Genomic DNA, 24,403 nt, shown 5'->3' with positions numbered 1-24,403 from the left:
CCCCGTTCAGCGTCCGGCGCGGCGGAGCACGCTCAGCTTCTTGCCGACCCGCTTGGGCGGGTTGACCGTCGCGGCGGCGTCCTCGTCCTGGCCGTAGCCGTACCCGTAGCCGTACCGGCCGTAGCCGTAGGCGCCGGGGCCCTTGAGCGGCATCTTGGTGATGACGAAGCCGGAGACCGGAGCGCCGACGTTCTCGAGGGTCGCGACGGCAGCGGCGAGCTGGCCCTTCAGCGTCTGCCCCGAGGCGACCGCGACGATCGCGCCGGAGGCCTTCTTCGCCAGGATCGCCGCGTCGGTGACGGGCAGCAGCGGCGGAGCGTCGAAGAGGACGTAGTCGAACTGCTGCTCGAGCCGTTCGATCAGGTCCTGCATGGCGCGCGACCCGAGCAGCTCTGACGGGTTCGGCGGGATCGGGCCGGCGGGCAGGACGACGAGCTTGCCACGACCCCAGGGGTGAGCGACGTCCTCCAGGTCAGCGCGGCCGATGAGCACGTCCGTCAGGCCGGCGTTGCCCTCGACGTCCATGTACTCGGCGACGCGGGGGCGGCGCAGGTCGGCGTCGATCAGGATCACGCGGAACCCGGCACTGTCCAGGGCGATCGCCAGGTTCGCGACGGTGGTGCTCTTGCCCTCGGACTGCATCGACGACGTCATGACGAAGGTGCGAGCACCGCTGCCGATGTCGAGGAACTGCAGGTTGGTGCGGAGCGTGCGGAACGACTCGGCTCGGGGACTGCGCGGGTCGACCTGCACGATGAGCGGGCGCTCGGCGGCCTTGGCGTCGTAGGCGATCCCGCCGACGACGGGCTTGTCGCTGATCTTCTCGACGTCGAGTTCGGTACGGACCCGGTTGTCGAGGGTCTCGCGCAGCACGGCGATCCCGATGCCCAGAGCGAGCCCGACGAGCAGCCCGAGCGCGACGTTGACGGGCACGTTCGGGCTGACCGGGACGCTCGGCACGTCGGCCTGCTTCACGCGGGTGAGCTTGACCGTGCTCTTGCCACTCGCGTCGGTGGCCTCGATGTCCTGCACGACGTTGGTCAGGCTCTGCGAGGTCGCGTTCGCGATGTCGGCAGCCTGCACCGGGTCGGTGCCCTCCACCGAGATGGAGATGAGGGTGGTGCTCGTCGGCGCCGTCGCCGACACCATCGTCGCGAGCTGGTCCGCGTTCATGTCGAGCCCGAGCGACGAGATGACCGGCAGCAGCACGATCGGCGTCGACACCAGGTTCGAGTACGTCAGCACCCGCTGCTGGGTGAAGGTGTTGCCCTGGGCCAGGTCGCTCGCACTGCCGGACGTCTCCGTGGAGACGAAGACCTGCGCCGATGCCGAGTAGACCGGCTTCTTCAGCAGGGAGAACCCTGCGGCTGCGGCCACTCCCACCAGGGCGAGTACGACGATCAGCACCCATCCCTTGCGGAGCACCGTGATGTAGTCGCGGAGTTCCACGCCTTTGCCTTCCCCGATCCCAACCGTCCCCGTGGTCCCGACACAGGCACGCCGGGGTACTCCCAGCGCACGGCATACAAATAGTGCCACAGGAACGAGCACTGCTCGGGGGAAGTCGCCATCCGGCGCGCAGTGTCCTCTACGGTGGCCCCATGCGCTCCGAGTCGGCCAAGACCACCACCGAGCCCAGCGTGCGGCGACAGCGGGACCTCATCGTCATCCTCGTCGCACTCGGCGTCGCCGTGATCCTGACCCGGATCGTCGGACAGGTCACCCGGACTGGGGGCATCCCCTCGCCGGTCCTGCAGGTGCTCGCCGCGGACGCCGCCGTGTGGCTGCCGCTCGTCGTCGCGGCCGCCGTGGTGCTCCGTCGGACCCCGCGTTCGGCGATGGTGTCCCGCCTGCGGCTCGACCTCGGGATCGTGGTCTTCGCGATCGGCATCGTGATCGTGTGCCGCGCGGTGGATGTTTTCCTGTCGATCGCGTTCACGGGGTCGACCGGGCTGGTCCCGGCACCGACGCTCGGCACGCCCGACGTCGGGCTGCTGCTCGTGTCGGCGATCGGCATCGTCGTCGTCAGCCCCGTGCTCGAAGAAGTGGTGTTCCGCGGGCTGTTCCAGCGCCGGCTCGCCGCCGAGCTCACGCCACGCACCCGGTTCCTCGCGGTGCTGGTCACGGCGTTCCTGTTCGCGCTGCTCCACCTGCTGCTCGGTGCGGGTGGCACGTCGCTCGGCGGGTTCCAGGTGTTCGTGACGACGTTCCTGCTCGGCCTGCTCACCGGCACGCTCGTCGCGATGACCGACCGCATCGGCGGCGCGATCCTGGCGCACGTGCTGTTCAACGCCGTCGCGGTCGTCGCCACCTGGCCGCGCTGAGCGTCCGGGGCTGCTTTCCCAGACGAGGGCGGGACCGTCACCGGGCAGCGACGACCCCGTTCCACTAGCCTGCACTGAGCATGATTCGCCCAACCAGCATCGTCGACAACCCGCTCGTCCGTCAGGCTCCGATCAGCGGCCTGTTGGCGCTGTCGGCGTTCCTCAGCGTCGTGATGCCGTCGCTGGTGATCACCGAGCACGACCTGTTCGTCGCGAGCGTCGTCGGCATGGTCGTCGCGACCCTGCTGAGCGCGATCCCCACGCTCGTGCGCCGCGCGGCCTGGGTGGTGCCGATCCTGCTGACCGTCGACTTCCTGACGATCGCACTGCTGCGCACCGGGACGGGGGCGGGTGCCTCGGTGTTCACGGCGCTCGTGGTGCTGCCGGTGATCTGGTGGGCGTCGCTCGAGGGGCGTCGGACCGTGGTGTTCGCGGTCCTCGGTCTGCTGGTCGTGATGCTCGCCCCGTACGTACTGACCCCGACCGACCCGCCCGGCCCGAGCGAACTCGTCCGCGTCGGTGCCGTCGTGATCGTGTTCGGCACGGTCGCCGTCGTCGTGCACGAACTCTCCCGTCGTTCGCGCCTGAACCTGCGGTCGGCCGAGGCCCGCGAGGGCAAGGTCCGCGCCGAGATCGACCGGGCAGCAGCGGTCCAGCGGTCACTGCTCCCGACGACGACCGGCCGCATCACCGACGACGTCGTCGTCGCCGGTGCCTGCCTGCCGGCCCGGAGCGTCGGCGGTGACTTCTTCGACTGGTACCCGACCAACAGCGGAGTGGCGGTGAGCCTCGGTGACGTGATGGGCAAGGGCGTCGGTGCCGGCCTGATCGCCGCGGCGGTCCGGTCGACACTCCGGAGTGCTCGGACGGTCGACGATCCGGCCGAGGCGCTGAAGCGGGCCTCCGACGGCCTGACCGCCGAGGGCGTCGGACCGGACCTCGCCTTCACCACGTTGTTCCACGCCCGGATCTCCGACGACGGCACCCTCCGGTGGTCCGACGCCGGGCACGGGCTGAGCTTCGTGCTGCGCGCCGACGGGCACGTCGACCGGCTCCGGTCCGGGGACATGCCGCTGGGGCTCGGCATCCGCGAGGAGTGGGCGACGACCGAGGGCACCCTCGAACCCGGTGACCTGCTCGTCTCGTTCAGTGACGGCGTGCTCGACCTGTACGACGACCTGGACCAGACGATCGAGTCCGTCGCCGAGATCGCCCGCGCCGGCCGCGACCCGCACGCGGTCGTGCTCGCGCTGTCGGCCCGCGCCGACGAGGTCCCGCACGACGACGACGTGACTGTGATCGCGATCCGCCGGCAGCCGGTCGAGGTCGACACGGAGCGACCGCTCGCGATGCGCGCCGACTGACGGCGCGGAACGAGCCACCGCCGACTGACTGCGCGGAACGAGCGCACGCCCACCGACGGCACGGAACGAGCGCCCGCGGCCGACGGCGCGGAACGAGCGCCGCCTGCCGAGATTGGTACGCGTCGCCGCTCGAACCCGAATCGTGCGGCGACGCGTGCAGACGGTGAGCGTCTGCCCTCGGACGCCCTAGCGTCCTCGGTCTGTGGGGGCGGCCCGACGGGCCACCGGAGGGTCAACCGACCCGGTCGAGGTCCCAGAGGGGCGGCACGTACGCGCGGGACCAGCCCTCGCGCAGGCGCGTCACGGCGCGGTCGAAGGCCTCGAGCAGGTCCATCTCCGGCCGCACCATGGACTGCAGCTGCAGCCCCTCGTAGGTCGCGAGCAGCTGCTCCGATCCGCGGGCCGGCTCCATCGTGCCCGGCTCACGGCCGAGCAGGACGTCACGCTCCAGGGCGTGCTGCACGAAGGCGTGGAACCGTCGCCACCGGGCGTGCAGCATCGGCGCGAGCGGGTGCTCGGGCGACGCCGCGATGTTCAGCGTCGCCGTCAGGAACCGCATGAGCGACGGGTCGGCCACGTTCGCGGTGACGATCGCACGCAGGAACCGGATGGTGCCGTGCTGTTCGGCCAGGGGCATGAGCGGCACGGTGCGCTCCTCGTTCCACCGGTCGATGGTGGCGAGCAGCAGACCGTCCCAGCTCGGGAACGTGCGGTCGACGACGTCGGTGTCCACACCGGCCGCAGCCGCGACGACCTCGGGGGTCACCTCGTGCAGCGGACGGGAACGCAACGCCGTGATCATCCCGTGGATGACCTCGCCCCGCAGGGAGGGGTCGTCGGAGGTGGTCACCGGCGGCGCTTCGATGTGCATGCATACACTCCAGCAAAGTCCCGTGACCGTGCACAGTCCCCCGAACGGGAACGCGCGTTCCCCGGACAGGCCCTACGGCTGGTCCGGCACCGTCACGATCCGGTTCTGGTACGCCCACACCACGGCCTGCAGCCGCGACCGCACCCCGAGCTTCGGCAGCATCCGCGCCAGGTGCGACTTGACGGTCGACACCTCGAGCACGAGCGCAGCGGCGATCTCCTCGTTCGACATCCCCTGCGCCAGCAGCAGGAGCACCTCGCGCTCGCGGGCGGTCAGCACGCCGTCGGCCCGGTCGCCGGAGACCGGCTGCAGGCTCCGCCGTGACACGAACTCCCGCAGCACCCGCCGGGTCAGGGCCTGGTCGAGCGTGCCGTTGCCGGCGGCGACCTGCCGTACGGCGTCGATGATCGTGTCCGGCTCGGCGTCCTTCAGCAGGAAGCCGGAGGCACCGGCCTCGAGCGCCCCGAACACGTAGTCGTCCAGGTCGAACGTCGTCAGCATGAGCGCGGGGATCGCCGGATCGGCGTCCGGTGCGCAGAAGATCCGGGCGAGTTCGATGCCGTTCATCACCGGCATCCGGATGTCCAGGCAGGCGACGTCGGGTCGCGTCTCGCGCGCCAGCGCGAGCGCCTCGCCGCCGTCGGCGGCCACGCCGACCACCTCGATGTCCGGCTCCGCGCCGAGGAGCGCGGACACCCCGGCGCGGACCAGGGGCTGGTCGTCCGCGACCAGCACGCGGATCACGCGACCACCCCGGTGCCGTCGGCGGCCTGCGCGGGTGCGGTAGGTGCCTCCCGGCCGAGCGCCAGCTCCACCAGCCATCCACCGGTCGCGGTCGGGCCGGTCTGGAGGCGCGCCCCGACCAGGTCCGCCCGCTCGCGCATCCCCCGCAGACCGTTGCCGCCCGAGGGAGAGGTCCCCGCTGCCGGGACGGTGGCGGGTGCGTTCTCCACCCGGATCACCACCCGGGTCGCGTCACGGTCGTCGATGGTGACGGTGCACGGGGCGGACGGGGCGTGCAGGGCGGCGTTCGCCAGCGCCTCCTGGACGGTGCGGTAGGCCGCGAGCTGCGCGAGCGGGCCGACGCCGTCGGCCAGCGGGCGGTCACCCGGCAGCACGTCGAGGCGGACGTCGCTGCGGAACCGGGCACGTTCGGCCAGGTCGACGATGCCGGCGACCGTCTCGACGGCGCGCTCCGCCGGGGTGTCGTCGCGGAGCAGGCCGACCAGGCGGCGGAGGTCCTCGAGCACGGCGGTGCTCTGCTCGCGGACCTGGCGGGCACCCTCGTGGGCACGCTCCGGGTCCGCGTCGATCTGCCGGTCGATGACGGCGGCCATCAGCGCGATGCCGGACAGGTGGTGGGCGGCGATGTCGTGGAGCTCACGGGCCATCGCGGCACGTTCGCGGGACACCGCGGCGTCGACCAGGGCGTCCTGCTCGCGGTTCACGGCACTGGCCTCGGCGGTGCGGGCGACGCGGACCTCGCGGCGGGACTGCACCAGCAGGGTGACCAGCAGGGGCAGGCCGACCGCGCCGATCGCCTGCAGCGCGCCCTGTCCGAGCGACCCCGCCAGGCCCGTCGAGAAATCACCGCGGAACGCGCCACCGGCGACGGCGGACAGCACCGCGCTGCCGGCGGCGACGAGCGCCCCGGCGACCAGGAGCGTCGGCCACAGGCGGTCCAGCGGGACACGGAGCGCGGCGAGGACGACGGCGACGACCACGGGCAGCGCGGTGAGGCCGAACAGGTCGGACGACTGCGGAGCGAGCGCCGCGACCACCACCGGCAGGGCGGCGATCACGATCAGCACGGTGCGCGGTGCCCGACGGGCGGCGAGCAGGGCGGCCGACTGGACCAGCAGGCCGAGGGCCAGGACGCTCCACGCCAGGGTGAACGGTGCGGGCGCCCGCAGCGCCAGGGCGGCACCGTCGGGCTCGAGGGCGTCCAGGGGCGGCAGGCCGAGCAGCAGGCCGAGGGCGACGACGGCCGTGCCGAGGGCGACGAAGGCGTCGGCACGGCGGGCGCGCTGCGCGGGCTGGGCCGGTTGCGCGGGCTGGGCCGGTTGCGCGCGCTGCGCTGTCGGCTCGGGCTGCGCTGCCGGCTCGGCCGGTGCGCGCAGCGCGTCGTGCTCAGCGGGTGCCATCGTTGGATCCTACGAGGCGGGCGCGGGTGGGGACCGGTGCGTCGAGGGGCAGGGCGCGTCGGGCGGGGTCGTAGCCCAGGCGGCCACGGGTCGCGACGAGGAGCACCACGGCGGCGATCGTCGACATGATGGTCAGGCCGATCATCAGCGTGCCGGCGGTCATGCTCGGGTACATCTCGGGGAAGAGCGTCGAGATCGTGTTGTTCACGCCGACGTGCAGCAGCAGGGCCAGGGGCAGGCTCTCGCGGGTCTTGTTGAAGACCTGGATCATCACGACGTTGAAGGTGATGGTGAACAGGGCGAACACGACGGGCTCGCTCCAGTGCGCGTTCGGCCAGCCGCCCCAGTCGCTGAAGTACAGCGGCATGTGCCAGAGCGCCCAGATCGGGCCGAGGATCGCGGCCGCTCCGAGGCCCCCGAAGCGGTGCTGCAGGCGGGGCAGGGCGAAGTCGCGCCAGCCGGGCTCCTCGCTCAGGCCGGTCGAGAACAGCTGGATGACCAGGCCGGGGACGAGCATGGCGAAGGCGAGGGCCGAGGGTGCCCGCACGTCACCACCGGCGAACGGCAGCGCGGACACGACGATCAGGGCCGGCACGACGACGAGCGCCAGCGCGTACCAGTACCAGGCGACCCGCCAGCGGAACAGCCGTCCGACCCAGCGGCGGAGCCCCGCGCGACCGTCGGCGACCGCCGTGACGATGAACGCGCTGCCCAACGGGCCGAGGAGTGCCCCGGGCAGGACGCCCGTGAACTGCGCGCTGCCCAGGACCTCGGGGAAGTGGATGTCCCACACGCCCATGCCGTGCGGCGACAGGATGTACGGCACCCACGCGAGCCAGCTCAGGCCGAGTGCCATGGTGAAGAAGGACACGAGCGGGTGCCGGGCGATGAGGCCGCGGACACCCCCTCGGTCGCGGGCTGCGGTGCCGGCGGTGGGCCGGACTTCGGTGGTGTTCGTCATGCACACGACGCTAGGAACCTGCGCGCTCGGGGACGACCGGCTTCGGGATGCACCTGCGCGAGTTCCATCGAAGGATGCAAGCGCCGTTCGGGCCGTCCGTCCGTCGTTGCAGGGGTGGTGGTCGCCTGCCGCTCACGCTGTGGTCACACTCAGGAAACCACCGCGACAGACGTCGCCACCAGCATCGTCGCGTGACCGCACACCGCTCTCGCCATCGATCCCCCGCCCTGGCCGCCACCGCCCTCGCCCTCGCCGCCGCCGTCGGCGTCCCCGTCCTGACCGCCGCGCCGGCTCCGGCCGCGGCGGCTCCCGTCCCCGCCGAGGACCTCGCGTCCCGCTTCACCCTCGCGGTGCTGCCGGACACGCAGTTCTACTCGCGCTACTCGGCGTCGCAGTTCCTCCCCCGCTACGGCGACGACCCGTTCCACGTGCAGACGGAGTGGCTCGCCGAGCACGCCGACGAGCTGCGCATCCCGTTCACCACGCACGTCGGCGACGTCGTCGACCAGGTCGGCCAGGCCGGCGAGTGGCAGGCGGCCGACCGGGCGATGTCGGTGCTCGACGACGCCGGGCTGCCGTACAGCATCACGACGGGCAACCACGACGTCCGGAACTCCGCCGACACCGTGTTCGACACCTCGTACGACCTCGCCGCCGAGCCGTACCTGCAGACCTTCCCGGCGTCCCGAGCCACCGGTCAGCCGACCGTCGAGTCCGGCACCGACCACACCGGGCTGAGCCAGTTCCACGTGTTCGAGGCCGAGGGACAGCGGTTCCTCTCGCTCGCGTTGCCGTGGCGTGCCTCGGACGAGACCCTCGCGTGGGCGAACCAGGTGATCGCGGCCCACCCGACCCTGCCGACGATCCTGACCTCGCACGAGGTCATCAACATCGCCACCGACGGCCTCACCGCGGTCGACACGGCCTACGGCGAGCGTCTGTGGAAGAACGTCATCGCCCCGAACGACCAGGTCTTCCTGACCCTCAACGGGCACTTCCACGGCTCCACCTGGAAGAGCCGCACGAACACGGCGGGGCACGCGGTGACGCAGGTCCTGATCGATCACCAGATGGACTACGAGGGCGGCAACGGCTACCTCGGCCTGATGGAGTTCGACCTGACGAACGGCACCCTCGCGATGCAGACCGCGTCGCCGTGGGTGACCTGGAAGCCGTCCTCGACCCTGACGTCCTACGACCAGCCGCTGCTCGACGCCGCCAACCAGCGGTACACCGTGCCGGTGGACTTCCGTGCACGCTTCGCCGGGTTCGCACCGGACTTCCGCGCCGGATCCGCCGACGAGCCGCCGCTCATCGACCGGGCCCGCCAGATGCTGCTCGACGGGTTCGAGGGCGCTCCGCCGGTGACGACCGAGCTGCCCGGCGGCCGTGCCGACCACACCGAGGTCGACGGCACGCTGGCCTGGTGGCGTCCCGGTGCGCAGGAGCCCGGCACCCTCGCGCCCGGTGCGACCGTGGACGACGTCGTCGGTGACGCCGACCTCACCCGCATGACCCACGCCGAGTCCGGCTCCCCGACCGCGCAGGACACCGACGTCACGATCGTCGACGAAGCGCACCCGCTCTCCTCCGACGGCGCCGGGCTCTGCTTCGCGAACGCCGACAAGGCCGCGAAGCGCTTCAGCGCACTGACCTCGCCCGGCGACACGACGGTCGACCGTGCGACGTTCCCGGACGGCTACACGATCGAGACGTTCCTCGAGGTCGACCCGTCCTGGACCGACGGCGCGAACGCGTGGTCGAAGGCGATCGTCCGGAGTGGCAACCGCTCCCAGATCGGCGTCCCGCAGACCCGCTGGGACTGGACCGCGTCCCCGGCCGCACTCGGCATCTCGAACCTCAAGGAGTTCCAGTGGACCGAGATCACCGCGGACGCCGCGAAGGGTGACCGCACCGCGTGGTCCGGCGAGATCATCCCCGGCCGCTGGCTGCACGTCGCCCTCGTGAACGACGCCGACGCCCACACCACCACGATGTACATCGACGGTGCCCCGGTTCTCCGCAACGCCACCGACACCGGTGGGCAAACCGTGCAGGACGGCATGCCGTGGCTGTTCGGCAGCGACTGGGTCGACGACGCCGCCACGAACGGCTGGAACGGCTGCATCGGTGAGACCCGCGTGGTCGACCACCCGATCGGAGCCGAATCCTGGCTGACCGCCCGCGCCGACCTCGACGCGCTCACCGTCGACGAGCCCGGCACCCAGGCCGTACCGACCGCGATCACCGGTGACGGGCACCCCGGTGCCACCGTCACGCTCTCCGGCGCGGTGACCGGCACCACCGAGGTCCGGTCCGACGGTGGTTGGACGGTCGAGCTGGCCGGCGACGACTCCCGTCGCGCCGCCGCCGTGCGCGCGGTCGAGACCAGCTCGGCCGAGGCGGTCCAGTCGATCGGCACCCGGAGCGGGACGGCGGTCGCGTTCGCGGTCGCGGTGCCAGCCGAGGCCGAACCGGAGGATCCGGACGCACCCGCACCGGGCACCCCCGGCGACGAGACGCCCGGCGCGGGCGACGGCGGCACGGGCGACGGCGCTGCGGACGCTCCCGCCGTCCCGGTCGGCGACGTCCCCGGAGCCGGTGACCGCCCGGTCGCCGACGGCGAACTCGCCTTCACCGGCGCACACGGGCTCGGGCTCCTCGGGGTCACGGCGCTGCTGCTGCTCGTGACCGGCGCAGCGGTGCTGCTGCGGCGCCGCCTGGGCGGTCTGCCCCGCGTGACCGGCCCCGCAACGGACGCCGGCACCGGTCGGTAGCACGACAACGACGCCAGGCCCGGTGCCAGCTGGCACCTGGCCTGGCGTCCGTCAGGGGGTCAGACCACCGCGCGCAACGCGTCCGCGATGCCGGTCAGGGCCACGTCGAGCTCGTCGGCGACGCGCTGGTGGGTCGCCGTCGAGCGACGGTAGGGGTCGTCGACGTCGTCGTCGGCCGGGTCGGCGGGCGGCGGGACGGTGCCGCGCAGGCGGGCGACGCGCTCCACGAGCTGTTGCGGGGTCGACACGTCGGCCAGGTCACCGGGCTCGAGGCCGGCGAGCACCCGCGCGAACTGCTTGATCGTGAACGTCCGCTTGGACGCCCGGGGTGCCAGGGAGACGGCGGCTGCGCGGTGCGATCGCTCGGCGGTCAGCACCAGGTCGGCACGCTCGACGATCTCGGCCGTCAGGTACCGCGACCGGTGGGCCGTCGGCTCGCCGCCGAGTCGCACGGACTGCTCGGCCGCGGCGGCGTCCATCGGGGCGCCGTCGTCGGCGATGGTGCCGGCCGACTCGACCACGAACGCCGGGGCGTCCGGGCCGAGCCGTGCCGTCAGGACCTGCGCGCCGAGCGGGGACCGGCAGATGTTGCCGCTGCAGACGAACAGGATCCGCATCGTCACGCTGCGTCGGTGCGTTCGCCGGCGCGCTCGTCGGCACGTTCGTCAGCACCGAGCAGGTCGTGCCGAACGACGATGGCGTCACGGCCGGGACCGACACCGATCGCGGAGATCCGTGCGCCGGACATCGCCTCGATCGCCAGGACGTAGTCCTGTGCGTTCTTCGGCAGGTCGTCGAAGGTGCGGGCTCCGGTGATGTCCTCGGTCCAGCCGGGGAACTCCTGGTACACCGGCTTCGCGTGGTGGAAGTCGGACTGGTTGACCGGGACCTCGTCGACGCGGACGCCGTCGACCTCGTACGCGACGCACACCGGGATCGTCTCGAGCCCGGTCAGGACGTCGAGCTTGGTGAGCACGAAGTCGGTCACACCGTTGATGCGTGCCGTGTAGCGGGCGATCGGGGCGTCGTACCAGCCACAGCGGCGCGGGCGGCCGGTGGTGGTGCCGAACTCGAAGCCGTTGGCCCGCAGGAACTCGCCCGACTCGTCGAACAGCTCGGTCGGGAACGGACCGGCGCCGACGCGGGTCGTGTACGCCTTGACGATGCCGATGATCCGCTCGAGCTTGCCCGGGCCGATGCCCGAACCGGTCGCAGCGCCGCCGGCGGTCGCGGACGACGAGGTGACGAACGGGTAGGTGCCGTGGTCGACGTCGAGCATCGTGGCCTGGCCGGCTTCGAACAGGACGGTCTCGCCGCGCTCCAGGGCACGGTGGATCTCGAGGGCGGTGTCGGCGACCATCGGGCGCAGGCGCTCGGCGAACGAGAGCAGCGACTCGACGACTTCTTCCGGGTCGATCGCGCGACGGTTGAAGACCTTGACCAGCAGGTGGTTCTTCTGGTCGAGCGCGGCCTCGACCTTCTGGCGCAGGATGTTCTCGTCGAAGATGTCCTGGATCCGGATGCCGACGCGGTTGATCTTGTCGGCGTAGGTCGGGCCGATGCCGCGACCGGTGGTGCCGATCTGGCGCTTGCCCAGGAACCGCTCGGTCACCTTGTCGACGGTGCGGTGGTAGTGCGTGATGACGTGGGCGTTGGCCGACACGAGCAGCTTCGAGACGTCGACGCCGCGGGCGCGCAGGGCGTCGAGCTCCTGGAACAGCACCTCGAGGTCGACGACGACGCCGTTCCCGATGATGGGGGTCACACCGGGCGTCAGGATGCCGGAGGGCAGCAGGTGCAGGGCGTACTTCTCGCCGCCGACGACGACGGTGTGGCCGGCGTTGTTGCCGCCGTTGAACTTCACGACGTAGTCGATGCGGGAGCCGAGGAGGTCGGTGGCCTTCCCCTTGCCCTCGTCGCCCCACTGGGCGCCAATGATGACTGCTGCGGGCATCTGGTTCTCCTCACGTTGGCGGAGGACCGCACACGGCCGTCCGGGCCGGTGGTCCACCCGAGTCTATCGGCTGGTCGCCTGCGCGTCACCCGCTGTGACGCCCTGTGGACGGCACGCTGCTTGTCCACATCCAGCGCACCTGGGTGTCCGTCCGGATCGGTCGGAGCACGGTCGGACCCGTCCAGATCCACCAGGGAAGGAGCACGACATGAGCGGCATCGGAGACAAGGCGAAGGACTTCGCCGACAGCGACAAGGGCGAGAAGGCCACGGACACCGGCCTCGACAAGGCGGGTGACGCGGCCGACAAGGCGACCGGCGGCGGGCACGGCGACCAGATCGGCAAGGCCGAGGACGCGGCCGACGGCAAGATCGGCAAGTGACGTCCGAGACGTCACCGGCAGACAGACGGGAGGCGCGGTGCCAGCTGGCACCGCGCCTCCCGTCTGTCGGTCGGTGCGTCCCGGATCGCCCGGCCGACCCCGGATCAGCTCCGGAAGAAGTCCTGGTACGACGGGTCACCGACGGGCTGGGAGTGCCCGGGCTCGGCCAGGCGCTGCTCGATCATGGCCTGGATGACGTCCGGCGGAGTGAGTCCACGACGGCGCCACTCGACCGGGTTGGACCGGAGCTGGTTCAGCGTGTTCTGCATGGGAGCAACACTGGCACCACGTAACTAGTTTGTCTAACTACCTGTCCCGTACACGCACCGACGAGTCGAGACCCCTGCACGAACAGGAGGTGCCGGGCCCGATCCGGGCCCGGCACCTCCTGGTCACCGTGTCGAACGGCGGATCAGCGCGCCACCTTCACGGTCGGCTTCGACGTCGCCGTGCCGTCCTGGTAGCCCGTCGCCTTCGCGACGACCGTCACCGACATCCGGTGACCCGCGTCCGCGGAGCCGAGCGTGTACGACGAACCCGTGGCGTTCGTCACGGCCTTGCCGTCCCGCAGCCACCGGTACGAGTAGGTGACGCCCGTGCCGTTCCACTTGCCGTGGCCCGCCTTGAGCTTCGACCCGACCTTCGGCGTGCCGGCGATCGACACCCCGCTGCCCTTCTGGAGCTGCAGGGTCGGGGCCACCCAGGTCGCGGCGACACTCTGCGCCTGGCTGCCGACCGCGTTGCCGAGGTGGAGCAGCAGGACCCGGGCACTCGCGACACCGGGCGACCGCGTGACCTGGAGCGAGCCCCGGTCGGCGAAGACGACACCCGTCGACAAGCCCTGCGCGAAGGCCAGGGGCGGCTTCGCCGGGTTGAACGCCACCGTGGCGGTCTCGTCCACGATCGACGAGCCGCTCGTGGCCGCAGCCGGCGCGTAGGCCGACTCGGTCAGGACCGAGTACGTGAACGTCGACGTCGCACCGATCAGCGCGGCATCCACCGTCAGCACCTTCACCGTGCTGTCGAAGGTGTTGACGTCCTGCCCGGGCGCACCGCCGTTGAGGGGCTGCGCGTCGACGGTCTTGCCGGTCGCGAGGTCGACCGTCGTGGCGAGGGTGGCGTCGATGGTGGCCGACTTCGCGTCGTAGACCAGGTAGTCCGGCTCACCGTCGCGGTCCGTGTCGATCAGCACCTCGACGTTGGTCACGGCGCCCGGGTTGGCGTCGGGTCCCGCGGTCTGGATGCCGAACGCCAGCGTGCCGGACGCCTTGTCGAAGCTCGCCCCGTAGGCCCGGACGTCCGCGGCACGGAGCGACTGCGACGCCGAACCCTCCGCGAACGTCTCCTGGGGGTCCGTCCCGCCGAGCACGAACGGCGCGACCGCCGCGTGGTACCCCGTCGTCGCCGTCCCCTGGTCGACCACCCGGCCACGCAGCGGCAGGTCGGCGGTCTTCTGGGAGCCGGTGTACGTGATGCCCGCGCCGCGGACCGCACTCACGGGCTTCGGCGCGACGTACGTGCCGACCCGCAGCGGATCGGTCGTGGTGTCGGTCGGGGTGAAGGTGACGAGTCCGGTGGCCGCCGCGACGAACTCGCGCTGGTACCCCTTCTGGACCGACTCCTGGGTGGGGTCGATGACCCGGCGGAGGGCCGTCGGGTCGGCGATCGTGAACGTCAGGTCCACGACGGCACCCCGGCCCGGCTGGACCGTGACGCGCTTGGTGCTGAGCGAGAACGCCACACCCGGCTGGGACACCCGCGGCTGGTAGGCCACGTCGTAGGTGTGCGCGGTCGAGCTGGTGTTCTCGACGAGCAGGGACCGGGTCTCGGTGGTCTTCGCGGCGACCTCGACGACACCGAACGAGGCGGTGACGAGCTGGCCGTTCTCGACGCTGCGGACCGTGGTGTCCGCCGTGACGGCCTGCAGCGCGTCGACGCGGCCGGTGCCCTGACGGAGCAGGGTCGCGGTGCCGTCACCGTCCTCGACGTCGTGCGTCGCCGTGTTCATCAGCGCCGCCTTCACCTGCGGGGCGGACCAGGTCGGGTGCGACTGGAACGTCAGCGCCGCGATGCCCGCGACGTCCGGCGTGGCCATCGAGGTGCCGCTCATCGACATGCGGCCGTCACCGGTGCCGTTGGCCGCCGAGATCACGTTGACCCCGGGGCCGGCGATGTCCGGCTTGACGATGTCGGCGAACGACCCGTGCACGCCACGGCTGGTGAACGACGCGAGCGTGTTCACGGCGTCCGCCTCGAAGGCGATCTCGAAGCCCTTGAGCTCGTCCGCGAAGCGGACGTGCAGGGTCCCCGCCTTGGCGGTGGCCTGGAGGCTCGCCACGCTCTTCGCGGTCAGCTCGGCACCCGGGATGGTCGCGTTGCCACCGATGCCGGATTCGAACGTGTCGAGCGTGCCCGCCAGCAGGACGCCGGCGCCGCCGGCGGCCTCGACGTTGTCGAAGCGGACAGCGGAACCGCACTCGAGCGCGGCGTCGGTCCACTTCAGCCAGACGACCTTGCCCGCGATCTCCGCGGCGTCAGCGGGGCTGAACGCTGCGCAGCCGTCGATGTTCGTGGTCGGGACGACGACGTCGCCCTCGACGGGCAGGGTGCCCGTGAAGTTGGACGAGTACTGCGAACGGTAGGTCTTCGCGACGTCGGCCGGCGCGGTGACCTGGACGCCGTCGTAGAGCGACTGGCCCGTGGCGCTCGCGGCGACGGTGAGCGCACCCTCGGCGTTGCCCGGCGAACCACCGATGTCAGTGAAGTCGTCGGCGTTGCCCGAGGCGATCACGGGGAGCACGCCGCGAGCGGTCAGTGCGTCGATCTTGGCGTTGTCGGGGTCGTCCGGCGCGCCGTAGTCGGAGCCGAGCGACAGGTTCAGGACGTTGATGTCCTTGCCCTCGGTGAGCGCCTGGCCCACCCAGTCGAGCGCGGCACCGGTGACGTCGGTCGAGCCGCCGTTGTCACCGAAGACCTTCAGGGCGTACAGGCCGGCCTCGGGCGCGGTGCCCGGACCGATCCACATGTCCTGCACCTGCTGCGTGGTGAGCTTGGTGTAGTCACCGTCGAACCGCTGCTTGTCGGCGGTCAGGCCGTAGCCGGCGATCGAGCCGGACACGTGCGTGCCGTGGTCGCCGCCCTTGCCGTCGATCGGGTTGTCGTCGGGAGCCGGCACCGGGTCGTAGGCGTCCGGGTCCGTCGGGTCGGCGTTGTAGGTCGCACCGGCGAAGTCGTACCCGCCGAGGAACTTCGACGCGTCGTACAGGCTCGCGTCCGGGGCGCCGCCGCTCGCGTTCGCCAGGGCCTGCTGGTACGCCTCGGTGGTGCCGGGGCCGCCGAAGTCGGCCTGCGTGTAGTCGAGCCCGGTGTCCAGGACGGCGACGTTGACGTCCTGGCCGGTGTGGCCGGTCTGCTGCCAGGCGTCGAGCGAACGCGTGTAGACGTCGCTCGCGGCGTTCTTCGGCGCGACGCCGTCAGCACCGGGCTGGACCAGGCCGGGGTCGACGCCCGAGGGAGCGGCGTCGGCGTCCTCGTTGACCGTCGGCTCGACGATCTTCTTCGGCGTGAGCGGGATGATGCTCTCGACGTCGGACCGCTCCGCGATCTGCCGGAACGCGTCGACGTCGGCGACGACCGCGACTCCGGGGACGGTGTACTCGGTCGAGTAGAGCTCGGTCGCCTCGGCGTCGGCTCGCTCGACGGCCGACCGCACCGCGGCGACGGTCGACTGGATCGCCTCGACGCGGTTCTTGGCTGCGGAGGACTGGGTCCGCGACTTCGTCAGGTCCCCGCCCTTCGCCTTGGCGTCCACTTCGAGGGCACCCTGGCCGGTCGTGCGCACGAACGCGGCGACGGTCTTCGTCGGCTTGGCGTCACGGAGCGGGGCGGAGAGCTTGAGGTCGGCCACCGAGATCCCGGCCGGAGCTGCGGAGGCCGCACCCCCGACTGCGAGACCGCCACACGCGAGGGCCGCGACGGCGATGCCGGCGGTCAGGACGCGGGTGAAGCGACGGGGTGTTGGGTTCGGGTCGGGAATCGGTGTTGCACGGTTCAAAGAGGGCACTCCAGGCTCAGTCCGTGGTTCGCATGAGATTCCTGTGAAGCTATGCGTTCGTTCTCAGGCAGGACAGTCCGCTCTTTGGGGGACCCCCCTCGTCCGGGGGACGGATCCTGTTAAGTTGCACACCTGTGTGCACGTTATTACGATGGGTCCGTGACCACCACCGAGCAGCCCTCCCGCGCGCCCCGCCGCGACGCCGCGGAGAACCGGGCAGCCCTCCTCGACGCGGCGAAGACCTGCCTGCAGCAGGACCCTGATGCCTCGATCGAGACGATCGCCGCGTCGGCCGGCCTGTCGCGCCGTGCGGTGTACGGACACTTCCCCTCGCGCGACGACCTGGTGCGCGAGGTCGTGACCGCCGGCGCCGCCCGGATCGCCGCCGCCATGCCCACCACCTCGGACCTGCAGGAGCTCCCGCCGGCCGCACGCCTCGCCGCCATCGCCGTGACGCTCTGGACCGAGGTGTCGCACGTCCGCTCGATGGCCCGGGTCGCCGTGCGCAGCCCCTTCGCCGAACCCGTCGCCGAGGTGTTCGCCCCGCTGCGCTCACAGGTGCGCCAGGCGTGCGCGCTCGGGATCGCCGACGGCGCCATGCGGAACGACGTCGACCCCGAGACCCTCGGCCGTCTGGTCGAGGGCGCGTGCATCGCCGTCCTCGACGAGGCCACCCGTTCCGGCACGAGCGACGAGGACGGCCGGCGCATGGTGGTGGTGTCGGCGCTGGGCACGGCCGGCATCGACTGGCGCACCGCGCTGCTCTCCGAACCCGCCGCTCCTGCTCCTGCTCCTGCTCCCGCTCCCGCTCTCGTCCGGAAGGACCACGCATGACGCTCGAACTCGACCACGTCGGCATCGGCGAGGAGCCCGGCGCGCCCCTGCCCGTCGTCTCCGCCGTCGCCGCCCCCGGACGCCCGGGGGTCCTCGCCGTCGAGACCGAGCAGGCACCCGTGCTCGCGTCACTCGTCGCCGGTGGCCGCATGCAGCCCGACACCGGGCGGCTGCTGCTCGACGGCCACGAGGACCCGGCAGCCGTCCGGCGCTCGTTCGCCCTCGTCGACACCCCCGGGGTCGCCGAGCCCTTCCCCGTCATGACCCTCAAGCAGATCGTGCGCGAGGAGCTCGCGTTCGCCGGGCAGCGGCCGAACCGCGAGCACGTCGACACCGTGCTCGACGAGCTCGGACTGCGGGACTACGTCGACACCGCCGTGCAGCGGGTGCCGACCGCCGTGCGTGTCCGGCTGCTCGTCGAACTCGCCCTGCTCCGCGACGGTGTGACCGGCATCGTGATCACCTCGCCCGAGCGGCACGGCGGCGCCGTCGAGGACTGGTTCCAGGTGGTCCGCGACGTCACACGACGGGGCGTGACCGTGGTCCTCGTGACCTCGAAGGCCGCCGCCGCGACCGTCGAGCACCTGCTCGACACGATCGACACGCACGACGACGTCGCGACGCTCGTGACGCCCCAGACCGAGGACCCCGAGGACGTGGCCCGAACCGACGGAACCGAGCCGGGCCTCCCGGCCGCTCCTTCCGTCACCGAAGCATCCGCAACCGTCCCGACGGAGGCACAGAAGTGACCACCACCTCGCTCGTCCGCGCAGAACTCGCGCGGCTCACCGCGACCCCGCTCGCACGCCTGGCGTTCATCGCGCTGATGATCGTGCCGCTGCTGTACGGCGGCGCCTACCTGTGGGCGAACCGCGACCCCTACGCGAAGCTCGACCAGATCCCCGCCGCGATCGTGAACCTCGACGCCGGCGCCACGCTGGACGGCGAGCACGTCGACTACGGCAAGGACGTCACGAAGGAGGCCATCGACGGCGCCGACTTCAAGTGGACGAAGACCAGCGCCGCCGATGCCCGCTCCGGCGTCCGGAACGGCACCTACGACTTCGTCGTCACCATCCCGCACGACTTCTCCGAGCACCTGGTGTCCGCGCAGTCCGACGACCCGACGCAGGCGAAGCTCGTCATGACGACGGCCGACACGAACTCGTACCTGGCCTCCACCATCGCCGAGCAGGCGGGCAAGACCATGCGCACCGCCGTCGCCGAGCGCGTCGGCAAGCAGGCGGCGAAGACCCTGCTCGTCGGGCTCGCCGACGTGCGGGACAGCCTCGGCGACGCCGTCGACGGGGCCGATGAACTCGCTTCCGGAACCGCCAAGGCGGACTCGGGTGCGCACGAGCTCGCCGACGGCACCGGCAAGCTGTCCTCCGGTGCGGCGGAGCTCGCCTCCGGCACGGCCGACCTGCCGTCGCAGACCCAGCAGCTGAACAGCGGGGCGCAGCAGGTGGCGTCGGGGGCGTCGACCCTGGCGTCCGGGCTGGCCAGCGCGCAGCAGCAGACGGCGGCGCTGCCGTCGCAGACGCAGCAGTTGAACGCGGGGGCGCAGCAGCTGCAGACCGGGCTGCACCAGCTCCGTGACCAGACGGCCTCGCTGCCGTCGGACTCGCAGAAGCTCGCCAGTGGAGCCTCGCAGGTCGCCACCGGGAACGCCACGCTGGCCAACGAGGCAACGCCGTTCATCGAGGGTGTCCAGCAGCTCTCGGCGCAGTCGCCGCAACTCGTCGCGTCGCTGAAGCCGGTCGTGCAGGCGTCCACGGTGCTCACCCCGGAGCAGAAGACCACGCTGCTCGCCGGACTCGACGACCTGCAGGCCGGCAGCGCCGACCTCGGCACCGGTGCCGGCGAACTGTCGGGCAACCTGCAGAAGCTCAAGACCGGCAGCGCGCAGGTGTCCGCCGGGGCATCGCAGCTCGCCGAGCAGGCTCCGGCGCTGACGAGTGGCATCCAGCAGCTCTCCGACGGCTCCGACACGCTCGCCGCCGGCACCGGCAAGCTCGCGGCGAAGGCTCCGGAGCTGTCGTCCGGCATCGCCACCGCGGCGACGGGCGCATCCACGCTCTCGTCCGGAGCGTCGAAGGTGGCCGACGGGACGTCGACGCTGGCCGCTGCGGCTCCGACCCTGTCGTCCGGTGCGTCGCAGCTCGCGTCCGGGGCGAAGACCGCGGACCAGGGCGCTTCGTCGCTCGCATCGGGGCTCGACGAGCTCAAGACCGGCTCGTCGAAGCTCGCGTCGTCGCTCGACGAGGGCCGCACGAAGATCCCGGCGTCGAACGCCTCGGAGCGTGAGTCGCAGGCCTCGGTCATCTCCGACCCGGTCAAGGTCGGGGACGACAACGTCGCCGCCGCGTCGAACTACGGCGCCGGCCTCGCGCCGTTCTTCATCTCGCTCGCGGCCTGGATCGGCATGTACGCGCTGTTCCTCATCCTGAAGCCGATCTCGAAGCGTGCGATCACGGCCGTCCGGAAGCCCCTCGCGGTGGTGTTCGGCGGCTGGCTGACCCCGGCGCTCCTCGGCCTGGTGCAGATGGTGGCGCTGTTCTTCATCGTGCGCTTCGCCCTCGACCTGAACGTGGTGCACGTCGGCGGCACGATCGGCATCATGGTGCTGGCCTCGGCGACCTTCGCGGCGATCATCATGGCGCTCAACGTGCTGCTCGGGTCCGTGGGGCAGTTCCTCGGCCTGGTGCTGATGCTCGTGCAGCTCGTCACCGCCGGTGGCACGTTCCCGTGGCAGACGCTGCCGGGACCGTTGGCGGCGCTGCACTTCGCGCTGCCGATGACGTACTCGGTCGACGCGATCCGGCAGACGATGTACGGCGGGAACCTCGGCGCCGCGTGGTCCGATGCGGGCGTGCTGCTCTGCTGGCTGCTCGGGGCGCTCCTGGTGTCCTTCGTGGTCACGGCGCGGCAGACCCGTTCCCGCACGCTGCGCGACCTGCGCCCGAGCCTGATCGGGTAGCGGAGCGCGCCGGGCGCGGGCGCGCTTCGTGAGCGGAAGAGGTCGGGTGACATCAGGTCACCCGACCTCTTCTGCTCACGAAGCGCGTTCGCCGAGCGGCTGGTGCACCATCCCGCCGCCGAGGGTGCTCAGGTCGTCCGTCGGCAGGGCTGCACGGGCGTCGGCGTCGAGCACGGCGGACGCGTCGTCGAGGGGGTGGAAACCGATGCGCTCCCCGGCGGACAGGTCAGCCGGCGACCCGGTGTTCCGCGACAGTGCCCAGACCACGTGGTGCCCGGGGTCGCGGAGCGCCACGGTCGCGAGCACCAGGCGTGTCAGGTCGTCGGGCGAGGTCCACATGAGCAGCCCCCGGGTCGTCGGCGGCAGCGCACCGAACGCACCGATCCGCGCGGACACGATCGACATCTCGTACCGGTCGGCGAACAGGCTGCCGAGCAGTTCCATCGCCGCCTTCGTCACGCCGTAGTACGTGTCCGGACGGGGCAGCCGGTCTCCGGGCACACTCCCCGGCTGGTCGAGGGGTTCGGGCACCAGCCCCACTGCGTGGATCGAGCTCGCCTGCACCACCCGGAGCACCCCGGCGGCGGCCGCCCGTTCGAGCACGTTCTTCGTGCCGGTCAGGTTCGCCGCGATCAGGTCCTCCCAGGCGGCCTCGGTCGGGATGCCCGCCAGGTGCACCACGGTGTCGACCCCGGCGAGCGCATCGTCCACCGCCGCCGGGTCGTTCACCGAACCGGGCACGAACCGTTCCCCGGCGACGATCGGATCGTGGGGCCGCTGTTCGTCGAGCAGCACGAGGTCGTGTCCCGCGGACCGCAGTCGAGGACGCAGGGCGCTCCCGATCCGACCCGCGGCTCCGGTGATGAGCAGCGTCGCCATACAGCGGACGCTACCCCCGGCGCGCGAGCAGCGACCCCAGCTGCCCGCGCGGCGAACGCGACTTCTGTGCACAACGCGCCCCGGGCCTCCCGTGTGGAGGACCGGCCACGCGTCGATCGTGAGCAGAAACGGTCGAGTCGCCGCTCCGCACCCGACCATTTCTGCTCACGAAGCGAACCGGCGCGCGCCCGCTACGATCGACGCACGAGCCAACGGAGGTCGAAGCGCATCATGGGAGACGGCAAGCCCGCGACCATCTACGACGTCGCTGCACGCGCCGGTGTCTCGAAGTCCCTCGTCTCCCTCGTGCTGCAGCGCTCCCCCCGGGTCAGCGACCAGCGCCGGGCCGCCGTGCTCAAGGCCATCCAGGAGCTCGACTACCGCCCCTCCACCGCGGCCGTCTCCCTCGCCGGCACGCGCAGCCGCACGATCGGCGTGGTGCTCGACGACTTCCGCAACCAGTGGTTCGTGGACCTGCTCACCGGCCTGCGCGAGAGCCTGCAGGACCAGGGACACCGGCTCGTGGTCGCCGACCGGTTCCTCAACACGGGGCTCGATGCCTCTCCGGTCGAGGGGTTCCTCTCGATGCGCGTCGAGGGCATCGTGATCGCCGGCGAGCCCACCACCGACCTCGCGATCCCCGCCTCGATGCCGCTCGTGATCGCCGGCGGCCGCGTCGCGATCCCCCGTGCCGACACCGTGGCGAACGACGACCACGCCGGAGGCGGCATCGCGGCGCAGCACCTGCTCGACCTCGGCCACACCCGCCTCGGGTTCGTCGGTGCGAGCTCGGCGGCCTCGGCCGAGCGCCAGGCCGGGTTCGCGCAGGCTGCGGCGGCACGCGCGTCCGTCGTCACGACGGTGCTGCCGGGCGAACCCACCGAAGAGGCCGGTTCCCGCGCCCTCGGCATGCTCCTCGACGAGCACCCGGACGTCACCGCCGTCTTCGCGGCGAACGACGTGATGGCCCTCGGTGCCCTGTCCGAGCTCGCCGAACGCGGGTTGCGCGTCCCCGAGGACGTCTCCGTCATCGGTTACGACGACACCCCGGTGGCCGCGATGCGGTACGTCGGCCTGACGAGCATCGACGACCGCAGTGTCGAGATCGGCCGCGGCGCCGGCGAGCGCCTGCTGGCCCGCATCGCCGATCCGCGGATCGCCGCCACGGAACTCCTCGTCGAACCCCGCCTGGTCGCGCGCCGCACCACCGCCGCGCGCTGACGCGGCACCCCGGACCCCGGCCTGGAGGCCCGACCCGCCTCCGCCCCGCCCGCCCGGTGCGCGGAACGGCCGGGTCCACGGCCCCCACCCGGCCGTTCCGGCTCAGGGAGCGTCCGGCAACCGGGCGTGCTGGACGACCCAGCTGTGCATGACGATCGCCGCGGCGGCCGAGGCGTTGATGCTCCGCGTCGACCCGAACTGCGTGATCTCCAGGTGTGCGTCGGCACCGGCGACCGCCTGCTCGGTCAGCCCGGGGCCCTCCTGCCCGAACAGGAACACGCAGCGCTCCGGGATCGTCGCGGTCTCGATGCGCTCGGCGCCGGCGGTGTTGTCGATGGCGACGACGGGACGCTGCTCCTCGGCCATCGCGGCGAGGAACGCCTCGACGTCGGGGTGGTAGCGGACGTGCTGGTACCGGTCGGTGACCATCGCCCCGCGCTTGTTCCACCGGCGTCGCCCGATGATGTGCACGGTGCCGGCCAGGAACGCGTTGGCGCTCCGTACGATCGAGCCGATGTTCAGGTCGTGCTGCCAGTTCTCGATCGCCACGTCGAACGTGTGCCGGCGGGTGTCGAGCTCGGCGACGATCGCGTCCATCGACCAGTAGCGGTAGCGGTCGAGCACGTTCCGGGAGTCCCCCGCGGCCAGGAGCTCCGGGTCGAGCCTCGGGTCGTCGGGCCAGGGTTCCGGGTGCGGCCCCACCCCGTTGGTCGTCAGCTCGTGCGACGGTTCGGGCGCAGTGGTCACCCGACCAGCGTACGGCCGGGCGCGGGGAACCAGGTTCCGGTCACAGCACCGCCGACCTGCGCGGTTCCGTGTCCGGAACCAGGTTCCCACCGCCGGTTCAGGCGCCGCGGGCTCAGGCGGTACGGGTCCCGCGGTCGATGCGCGTCTCGATGCCGGCGATCAGGATGTCGAGGCCGAGTGCGAACCGGTCGTCGTAGGAGTGCTCGCCGAGGATCTCGCCCACCAGCCGGTGCCGCTCGGGGCGTCCGGCCTCGGAGTCCCCGCGTCCGACCTGCACCCCGGCGTGCCCGACCACGAAGTCGTAGACGACGAAGAAGGTGTACATCGCCTCGGCCGGCGGGAGTCCGGCGTCCCGCAGGGCACCGACGACCTTCGCCACGACGGCGTCGGACTCGGTCGAGGCGAGCGGGGCGCGCTGGCTGTGCGACTCGAGCACGAGCGGGTGGGTGCGCATCAGGTCGCGGAACGTCGTGGCGAAGGTGCGGACGACGGCGTGCCACTCGTCCGGCCAGACGAAGGTGGCGGTGAACTCGTCGACGGTGCGGCGGACGAGTTCGGCGTGCAGGTCGTCCAGGCCGCCGATGGTCCGGTGCACGGTCATCGGGGCGACCCCGAGCCGCACCCCGAGGGCCCGGAAGGACAGGCGGTCCAGGCCGTCCTCGTTCGCGATGGTCGTGGCGGCGTCGACCACCTGCTCGCGGGACAGCACGTTCGGGCGGCCTCGGCGTCGGCGCGGGGTCACCTCGAGCTCCGTCTCCGACACCGGGTTGGGTCGGGGCGCGGCGGACGGGGTTCCGGGTTCGACGAGCACGAGGGGGCCTCCTTGATTCGGTACGTGTCCCGAAAAGCGTAGGGCAAAAGCCGAGCGCAGTTCGGTGTCTCGACCATCTCGGGTCTGCCAGCAGCGCGCA

General features: G+C 71.9%; 20 protein-coding genes. 8 read left to right on the top strand and 12 right to left on the bottom strand.

Annotation, left to right across the window (positions count from 1 at the left end):
• Positions 1 to 6 precede the first annotated feature (6 nt).
• Entirely contained in the window at positions 7 to 1,449 is a 1,443-nt protein-coding gene (locus DEI85_RS02645) for a tyrosine-protein kinase domain-containing protein (protein WP_110858797.1), read from the bottom strand.
• A 152-nt stretch (positions 1,450 to 1,601) separates the two neighbouring features.
• Here DEI85_RS02645 and DEI85_RS02640 point away from each other — a divergent pair, with 152 nt between their 5' ends.
• The gene (locus DEI85_RS02640) at positions 1,602 to 2,324 is read left to right on the top strand and encodes a CPBP family glutamic-type intramembrane protease (RefSeq protein WP_110858796.1); all 723 of its coding nucleotides are present in this window, start codon (positions 1,602 to 1,604) and stop codon (positions 2,322 to 2,324) included.
• Positions 2,325 to 2,404: 80 nt separating this feature from the next.
• Positions 2,405 to 3,688, top strand: a complete 1,284-nt coding sequence (locus DEI85_RS02635; protein WP_110858795.1) for a PP2C family protein-serine/threonine phosphatase — start codon at positions 2,405 to 2,407, stop codon at positions 3,686 to 3,688.
• Between the two features lie 232 nt (positions 3,689 to 3,920).
• Here the strand turns inward: DEI85_RS02635 and DEI85_RS02630 are convergent, their stop codons facing one another.
• From DEI85_RS02630 to DEI85_RS02615, 4 genes are all read right to left on the bottom strand, one after another.
• Entirely contained in the window at positions 3,921 to 4,559 is a 639-nt protein-coding gene (locus tag DEI85_RS02630; protein ID WP_110858794.1) for a TetR/AcrR family transcriptional regulator, read from the bottom strand.
• 72 nt (positions 4,560 to 4,631) lie between these two features.
• A complete protein-coding gene (locus tag DEI85_RS02625; protein WP_110858793.1) occupies positions 4,632 to 5,303 on the bottom strand; it encodes a response regulator in 672 nt (223 codons plus the stop codon).
• Entirely contained in the window at positions 5,300 to 6,703 is a 1,404-nt protein-coding gene (locus DEI85_RS02620) for a sensor histidine kinase (protein ID WP_111123713.1), read from the bottom strand. Before DEI85_RS02620 ends, DEI85_RS02625 begins: the two co-directional genes overlap by 4 nt.
• Positions 6,690 to 7,664, bottom strand: a complete 975-nt coding sequence (locus DEI85_RS02615; protein ID WP_111090199.1) for a CPBP family intramembrane glutamic endopeptidase — start codon at positions 7,662 to 7,664, stop codon at positions 6,690 to 6,692. Before DEI85_RS02615 ends, DEI85_RS02620 begins: the two co-directional genes overlap by 14 nt.
• Positions 7,665 to 7,855: 191 nt before the next feature.
• On the opposite strand from DEI85_RS02615, the gene DEI85_RS02610 reads away from it, so the two are divergent.
• Positions 7,856 to 10,441 (top strand): metallophosphoesterase, encoded by a 2,586-nt coding sequence (locus tag DEI85_RS02610; protein WP_220036869.1) that lies wholly within the window; start codon positions 7,856 to 7,858, stop codon positions 10,439 to 10,441.
• Positions 10,442 to 10,500: 59 nt separating this feature from the next.
• On the opposite strand, the gene DEI85_RS02605 is transcribed toward DEI85_RS02610, so the two are convergent.
• Both DEI85_RS02605 and DEI85_RS02600 read right to left on the bottom strand, forming a co-directional pair.
• Positions 10,501 to 11,058 carry an arsenate reductase/protein-tyrosine-phosphatase family protein gene (locus tag DEI85_RS02605; protein ID WP_258376355.1) on the bottom strand — a complete coding sequence of 186 codons (558 nt, stop codon included), beginning with the start codon at positions 11,056 to 11,058 and terminating at the stop codon, positions 10,501 to 10,503.
• Positions 11,059 to 11,060: 2 nt separating this feature from the next.
• Positions 11,061 to 12,395: an adenylosuccinate synthase gene (locus DEI85_RS02600; protein ID WP_110858789.1), complete on the bottom strand. Its 1,335-nt coding sequence runs from the start codon at positions 12,393 to 12,395 to the stop codon at positions 11,061 to 11,063.
• 208 nt (positions 12,396 to 12,603) lie between these two features.
• Between DEI85_RS02600 and DEI85_RS02595 the strand changes: the two genes are divergently transcribed.
• The gene (locus tag DEI85_RS02595) at positions 12,604 to 12,777 is read left to right on the top strand and encodes an antitoxin (protein WP_110858788.1); all 174 of its coding nucleotides are present in this window, start codon (positions 12,604 to 12,606) and stop codon (positions 12,775 to 12,777) included.
• 104 nt (positions 12,778 to 12,881) lie between these two features.
• Here the strand turns inward: DEI85_RS02595 and DEI85_RS02590 are convergent, their stop codons facing one another.
• Together DEI85_RS02590 and DEI85_RS02585 are read right to left on the bottom strand one after the other, a co-directional pair.
• Positions 12,882 to 13,046: a hypothetical protein gene (locus DEI85_RS02590; protein ID WP_155896763.1), complete on the bottom strand. Its 165-nt coding sequence runs from the start codon at positions 13,044 to 13,046 to the stop codon at positions 12,882 to 12,884.
• Between the two features lie 143 nt (positions 13,047 to 13,189).
• On the bottom strand, positions 13,190 to 16,831 hold the full coding sequence (locus tag DEI85_RS02585; RefSeq protein WP_111123715.1) for a S8 family serine peptidase: 3,642 nt from the start codon (positions 16,829 to 16,831) through the stop codon (positions 13,190 to 13,192).
• A gap of 159 nt (positions 16,832 to 16,990) precedes the next feature.
• Between DEI85_RS02585 and DEI85_RS02580 the strand changes: the two genes are divergently transcribed.
• From DEI85_RS02580 to DEI85_RS02570, 3 genes are read left to right on the top strand one after another with little or no spacing between them, the layout of a single operon-like run.
• On the top strand, positions 16,991 to 17,665 hold the full coding sequence (locus DEI85_RS02580; RefSeq protein WP_110858786.1) for a TetR/AcrR family transcriptional regulator: 675 nt from the start codon (positions 16,991 to 16,993) through the stop codon (positions 17,663 to 17,665).
• Positions 17,662 to 18,414: a hypothetical protein gene (locus tag DEI85_RS02575; protein ID WP_110858785.1), complete on the top strand. Its 753-nt coding sequence runs from the start codon at positions 17,662 to 17,664 to the stop codon at positions 18,412 to 18,414. The genes DEI85_RS02580 and DEI85_RS02575 overlap by 4 nt, the downstream gene beginning before the upstream one ends.
• A complete protein-coding gene (locus DEI85_RS02570) occupies positions 18,411 to 20,645 on the top strand; it encodes a YhgE/Pip domain-containing protein (protein WP_111090194.1) in 2,235 nt (744 codons plus the stop codon). The genes DEI85_RS02575 and DEI85_RS02570 overlap by 4 nt, the downstream gene beginning before the upstream one ends.
• A gap of 75 nt (positions 20,646 to 20,720) precedes the next feature.
• Here DEI85_RS02570 and DEI85_RS02565 read toward each other — a convergent pair whose 3' ends face one another.
• Entirely contained in the window at positions 20,721 to 21,524 is an 804-nt protein-coding gene (locus DEI85_RS02565) for an NAD-dependent epimerase/dehydratase family protein (protein ID WP_181435495.1), read from the bottom strand.
• Between the two features lie 231 nt (positions 21,525 to 21,755).
• On the opposite strand from DEI85_RS02565, the gene DEI85_RS02560 reads away from it, so the two are divergent.
• Positions 21,756 to 22,745, top strand: coding sequence for a LacI family DNA-binding transcriptional regulator (locus DEI85_RS02560; protein ID WP_027464994.1), 990 nt, complete (start codon positions 21,756 to 21,758; stop codon positions 22,743 to 22,745).
• A 102-nt stretch (positions 22,746 to 22,847) separates the two neighbouring features.
• Here DEI85_RS02560 and DEI85_RS02555 read toward each other — a convergent pair whose 3' ends face one another.
• Positions 22,848 to 23,492 (bottom strand): TrmH family RNA methyltransferase, encoded by a 645-nt coding sequence (locus DEI85_RS02555; RefSeq protein ID WP_111124352.1) that lies wholly within the window; start codon positions 23,490 to 23,492, stop codon positions 22,848 to 22,850.
• 112 nt (positions 23,493 to 23,604) lie between these two features.
• A complete protein-coding gene (locus DEI85_RS02550) occupies positions 23,605 to 24,303 on the bottom strand; it encodes a TetR/AcrR family transcriptional regulator (RefSeq protein WP_111124351.1) in 699 nt (232 codons plus the stop codon).
• Between the last annotated feature and the right edge of the window lie 100 nt (positions 24,304 to 24,403).

The sequence above is a fragment of the Curtobacterium sp. MCBD17_026 genome (assembly GCF_003234895.2).
Classification (GTDB): domain Bacteria; phylum Actinomycetota; class Actinomycetes; order Actinomycetales; family Microbacteriaceae; genus Curtobacterium; species Curtobacterium flaccumfaciens.
The sequence above is the reverse complement of the archived record's forward strand: the minus strand, read 5'-3'. Positions and strand labels throughout refer to the sequence as shown.

What these genes read in the sequence shown, in the direction of transcription:
- DEI85_RS02640 (WP_110858796.1), top strand. Translation starts at nt 1,602, where the DNA reads ATGCGCTCCGAGTCGGCCAAGACCACCACCGAGCCCAGCGTGCGGCGA.
- DEI85_RS02635 (WP_110858795.1), top strand. Translation starts at nt 2,405, where the DNA reads ATGATTCGCCCAACCAGCATCGTCGACAACCCGCTCGTCCGTCAGGCT.
- DEI85_RS02630 (WP_110858794.1), bottom strand. Translation starts at nt 4,559, where the DNA reads ATGCACATCGAAGCGCCGCCGGTGACCACCTCCGACGACCCCTCCCTG.
- DEI85_RS02620 (WP_111123713.1), bottom strand. Translation starts at nt 6,703, where the DNA reads ATGGCACCCGCTGAGCACGACGCGCTGCGCGCACCGGCCGAGCCGGCA.
- DEI85_RS02615 (WP_111090199.1), bottom strand. Translation starts at nt 7,664, where the DNA reads ATGACGAACACCACCGAAGTCCGGCCCACCGCCGGCACCGCAGCCCGC.
- DEI85_RS02605 (WP_258376355.1), bottom strand. Translation starts at nt 11,058, where the DNA reads ATGCGGATCCTGTTCGTCTGCAGCGGCAACATCTGCCGGTCCCCGCTC.
- DEI85_RS02600 (WP_110858789.1), bottom strand. Translation starts at nt 12,395, where the DNA reads ATGCCCGCAGCAGTCATCATTGGCGCCCAGTGGGGCGACGAGGGCAAG.
- DEI85_RS02595 (WP_110858788.1), top strand. Translation starts at nt 12,604, where the DNA reads ATGAGCGGCATCGGAGACAAGGCGAAGGACTTCGCCGACAGCGACAAG.
- DEI85_RS02590 (WP_155896763.1), bottom strand. Translation starts at nt 13,046, where the DNA reads ATGCAGAACACGCTGAACCAGCTCCGGTCCAACCCGGTCGAGTGGCGC.
- DEI85_RS02575 (WP_110858785.1), top strand. Translation starts at nt 17,662, where the DNA reads ATGACGCTCGAACTCGACCACGTCGGCATCGGCGAGGAGCCCGGCGCG.
- DEI85_RS02565 (WP_181435495.1), bottom strand. Translation starts at nt 21,524, where the DNA reads ATGGCGACGCTGCTCATCACCGGAGCCGCGGGTCGGATCGGGAGCGCC.
- DEI85_RS02560 (WP_027464994.1), top strand. Translation starts at nt 21,756, where the DNA reads ATGGGAGACGGCAAGCCCGCGACCATCTACGACGTCGCTGCACGCGCC.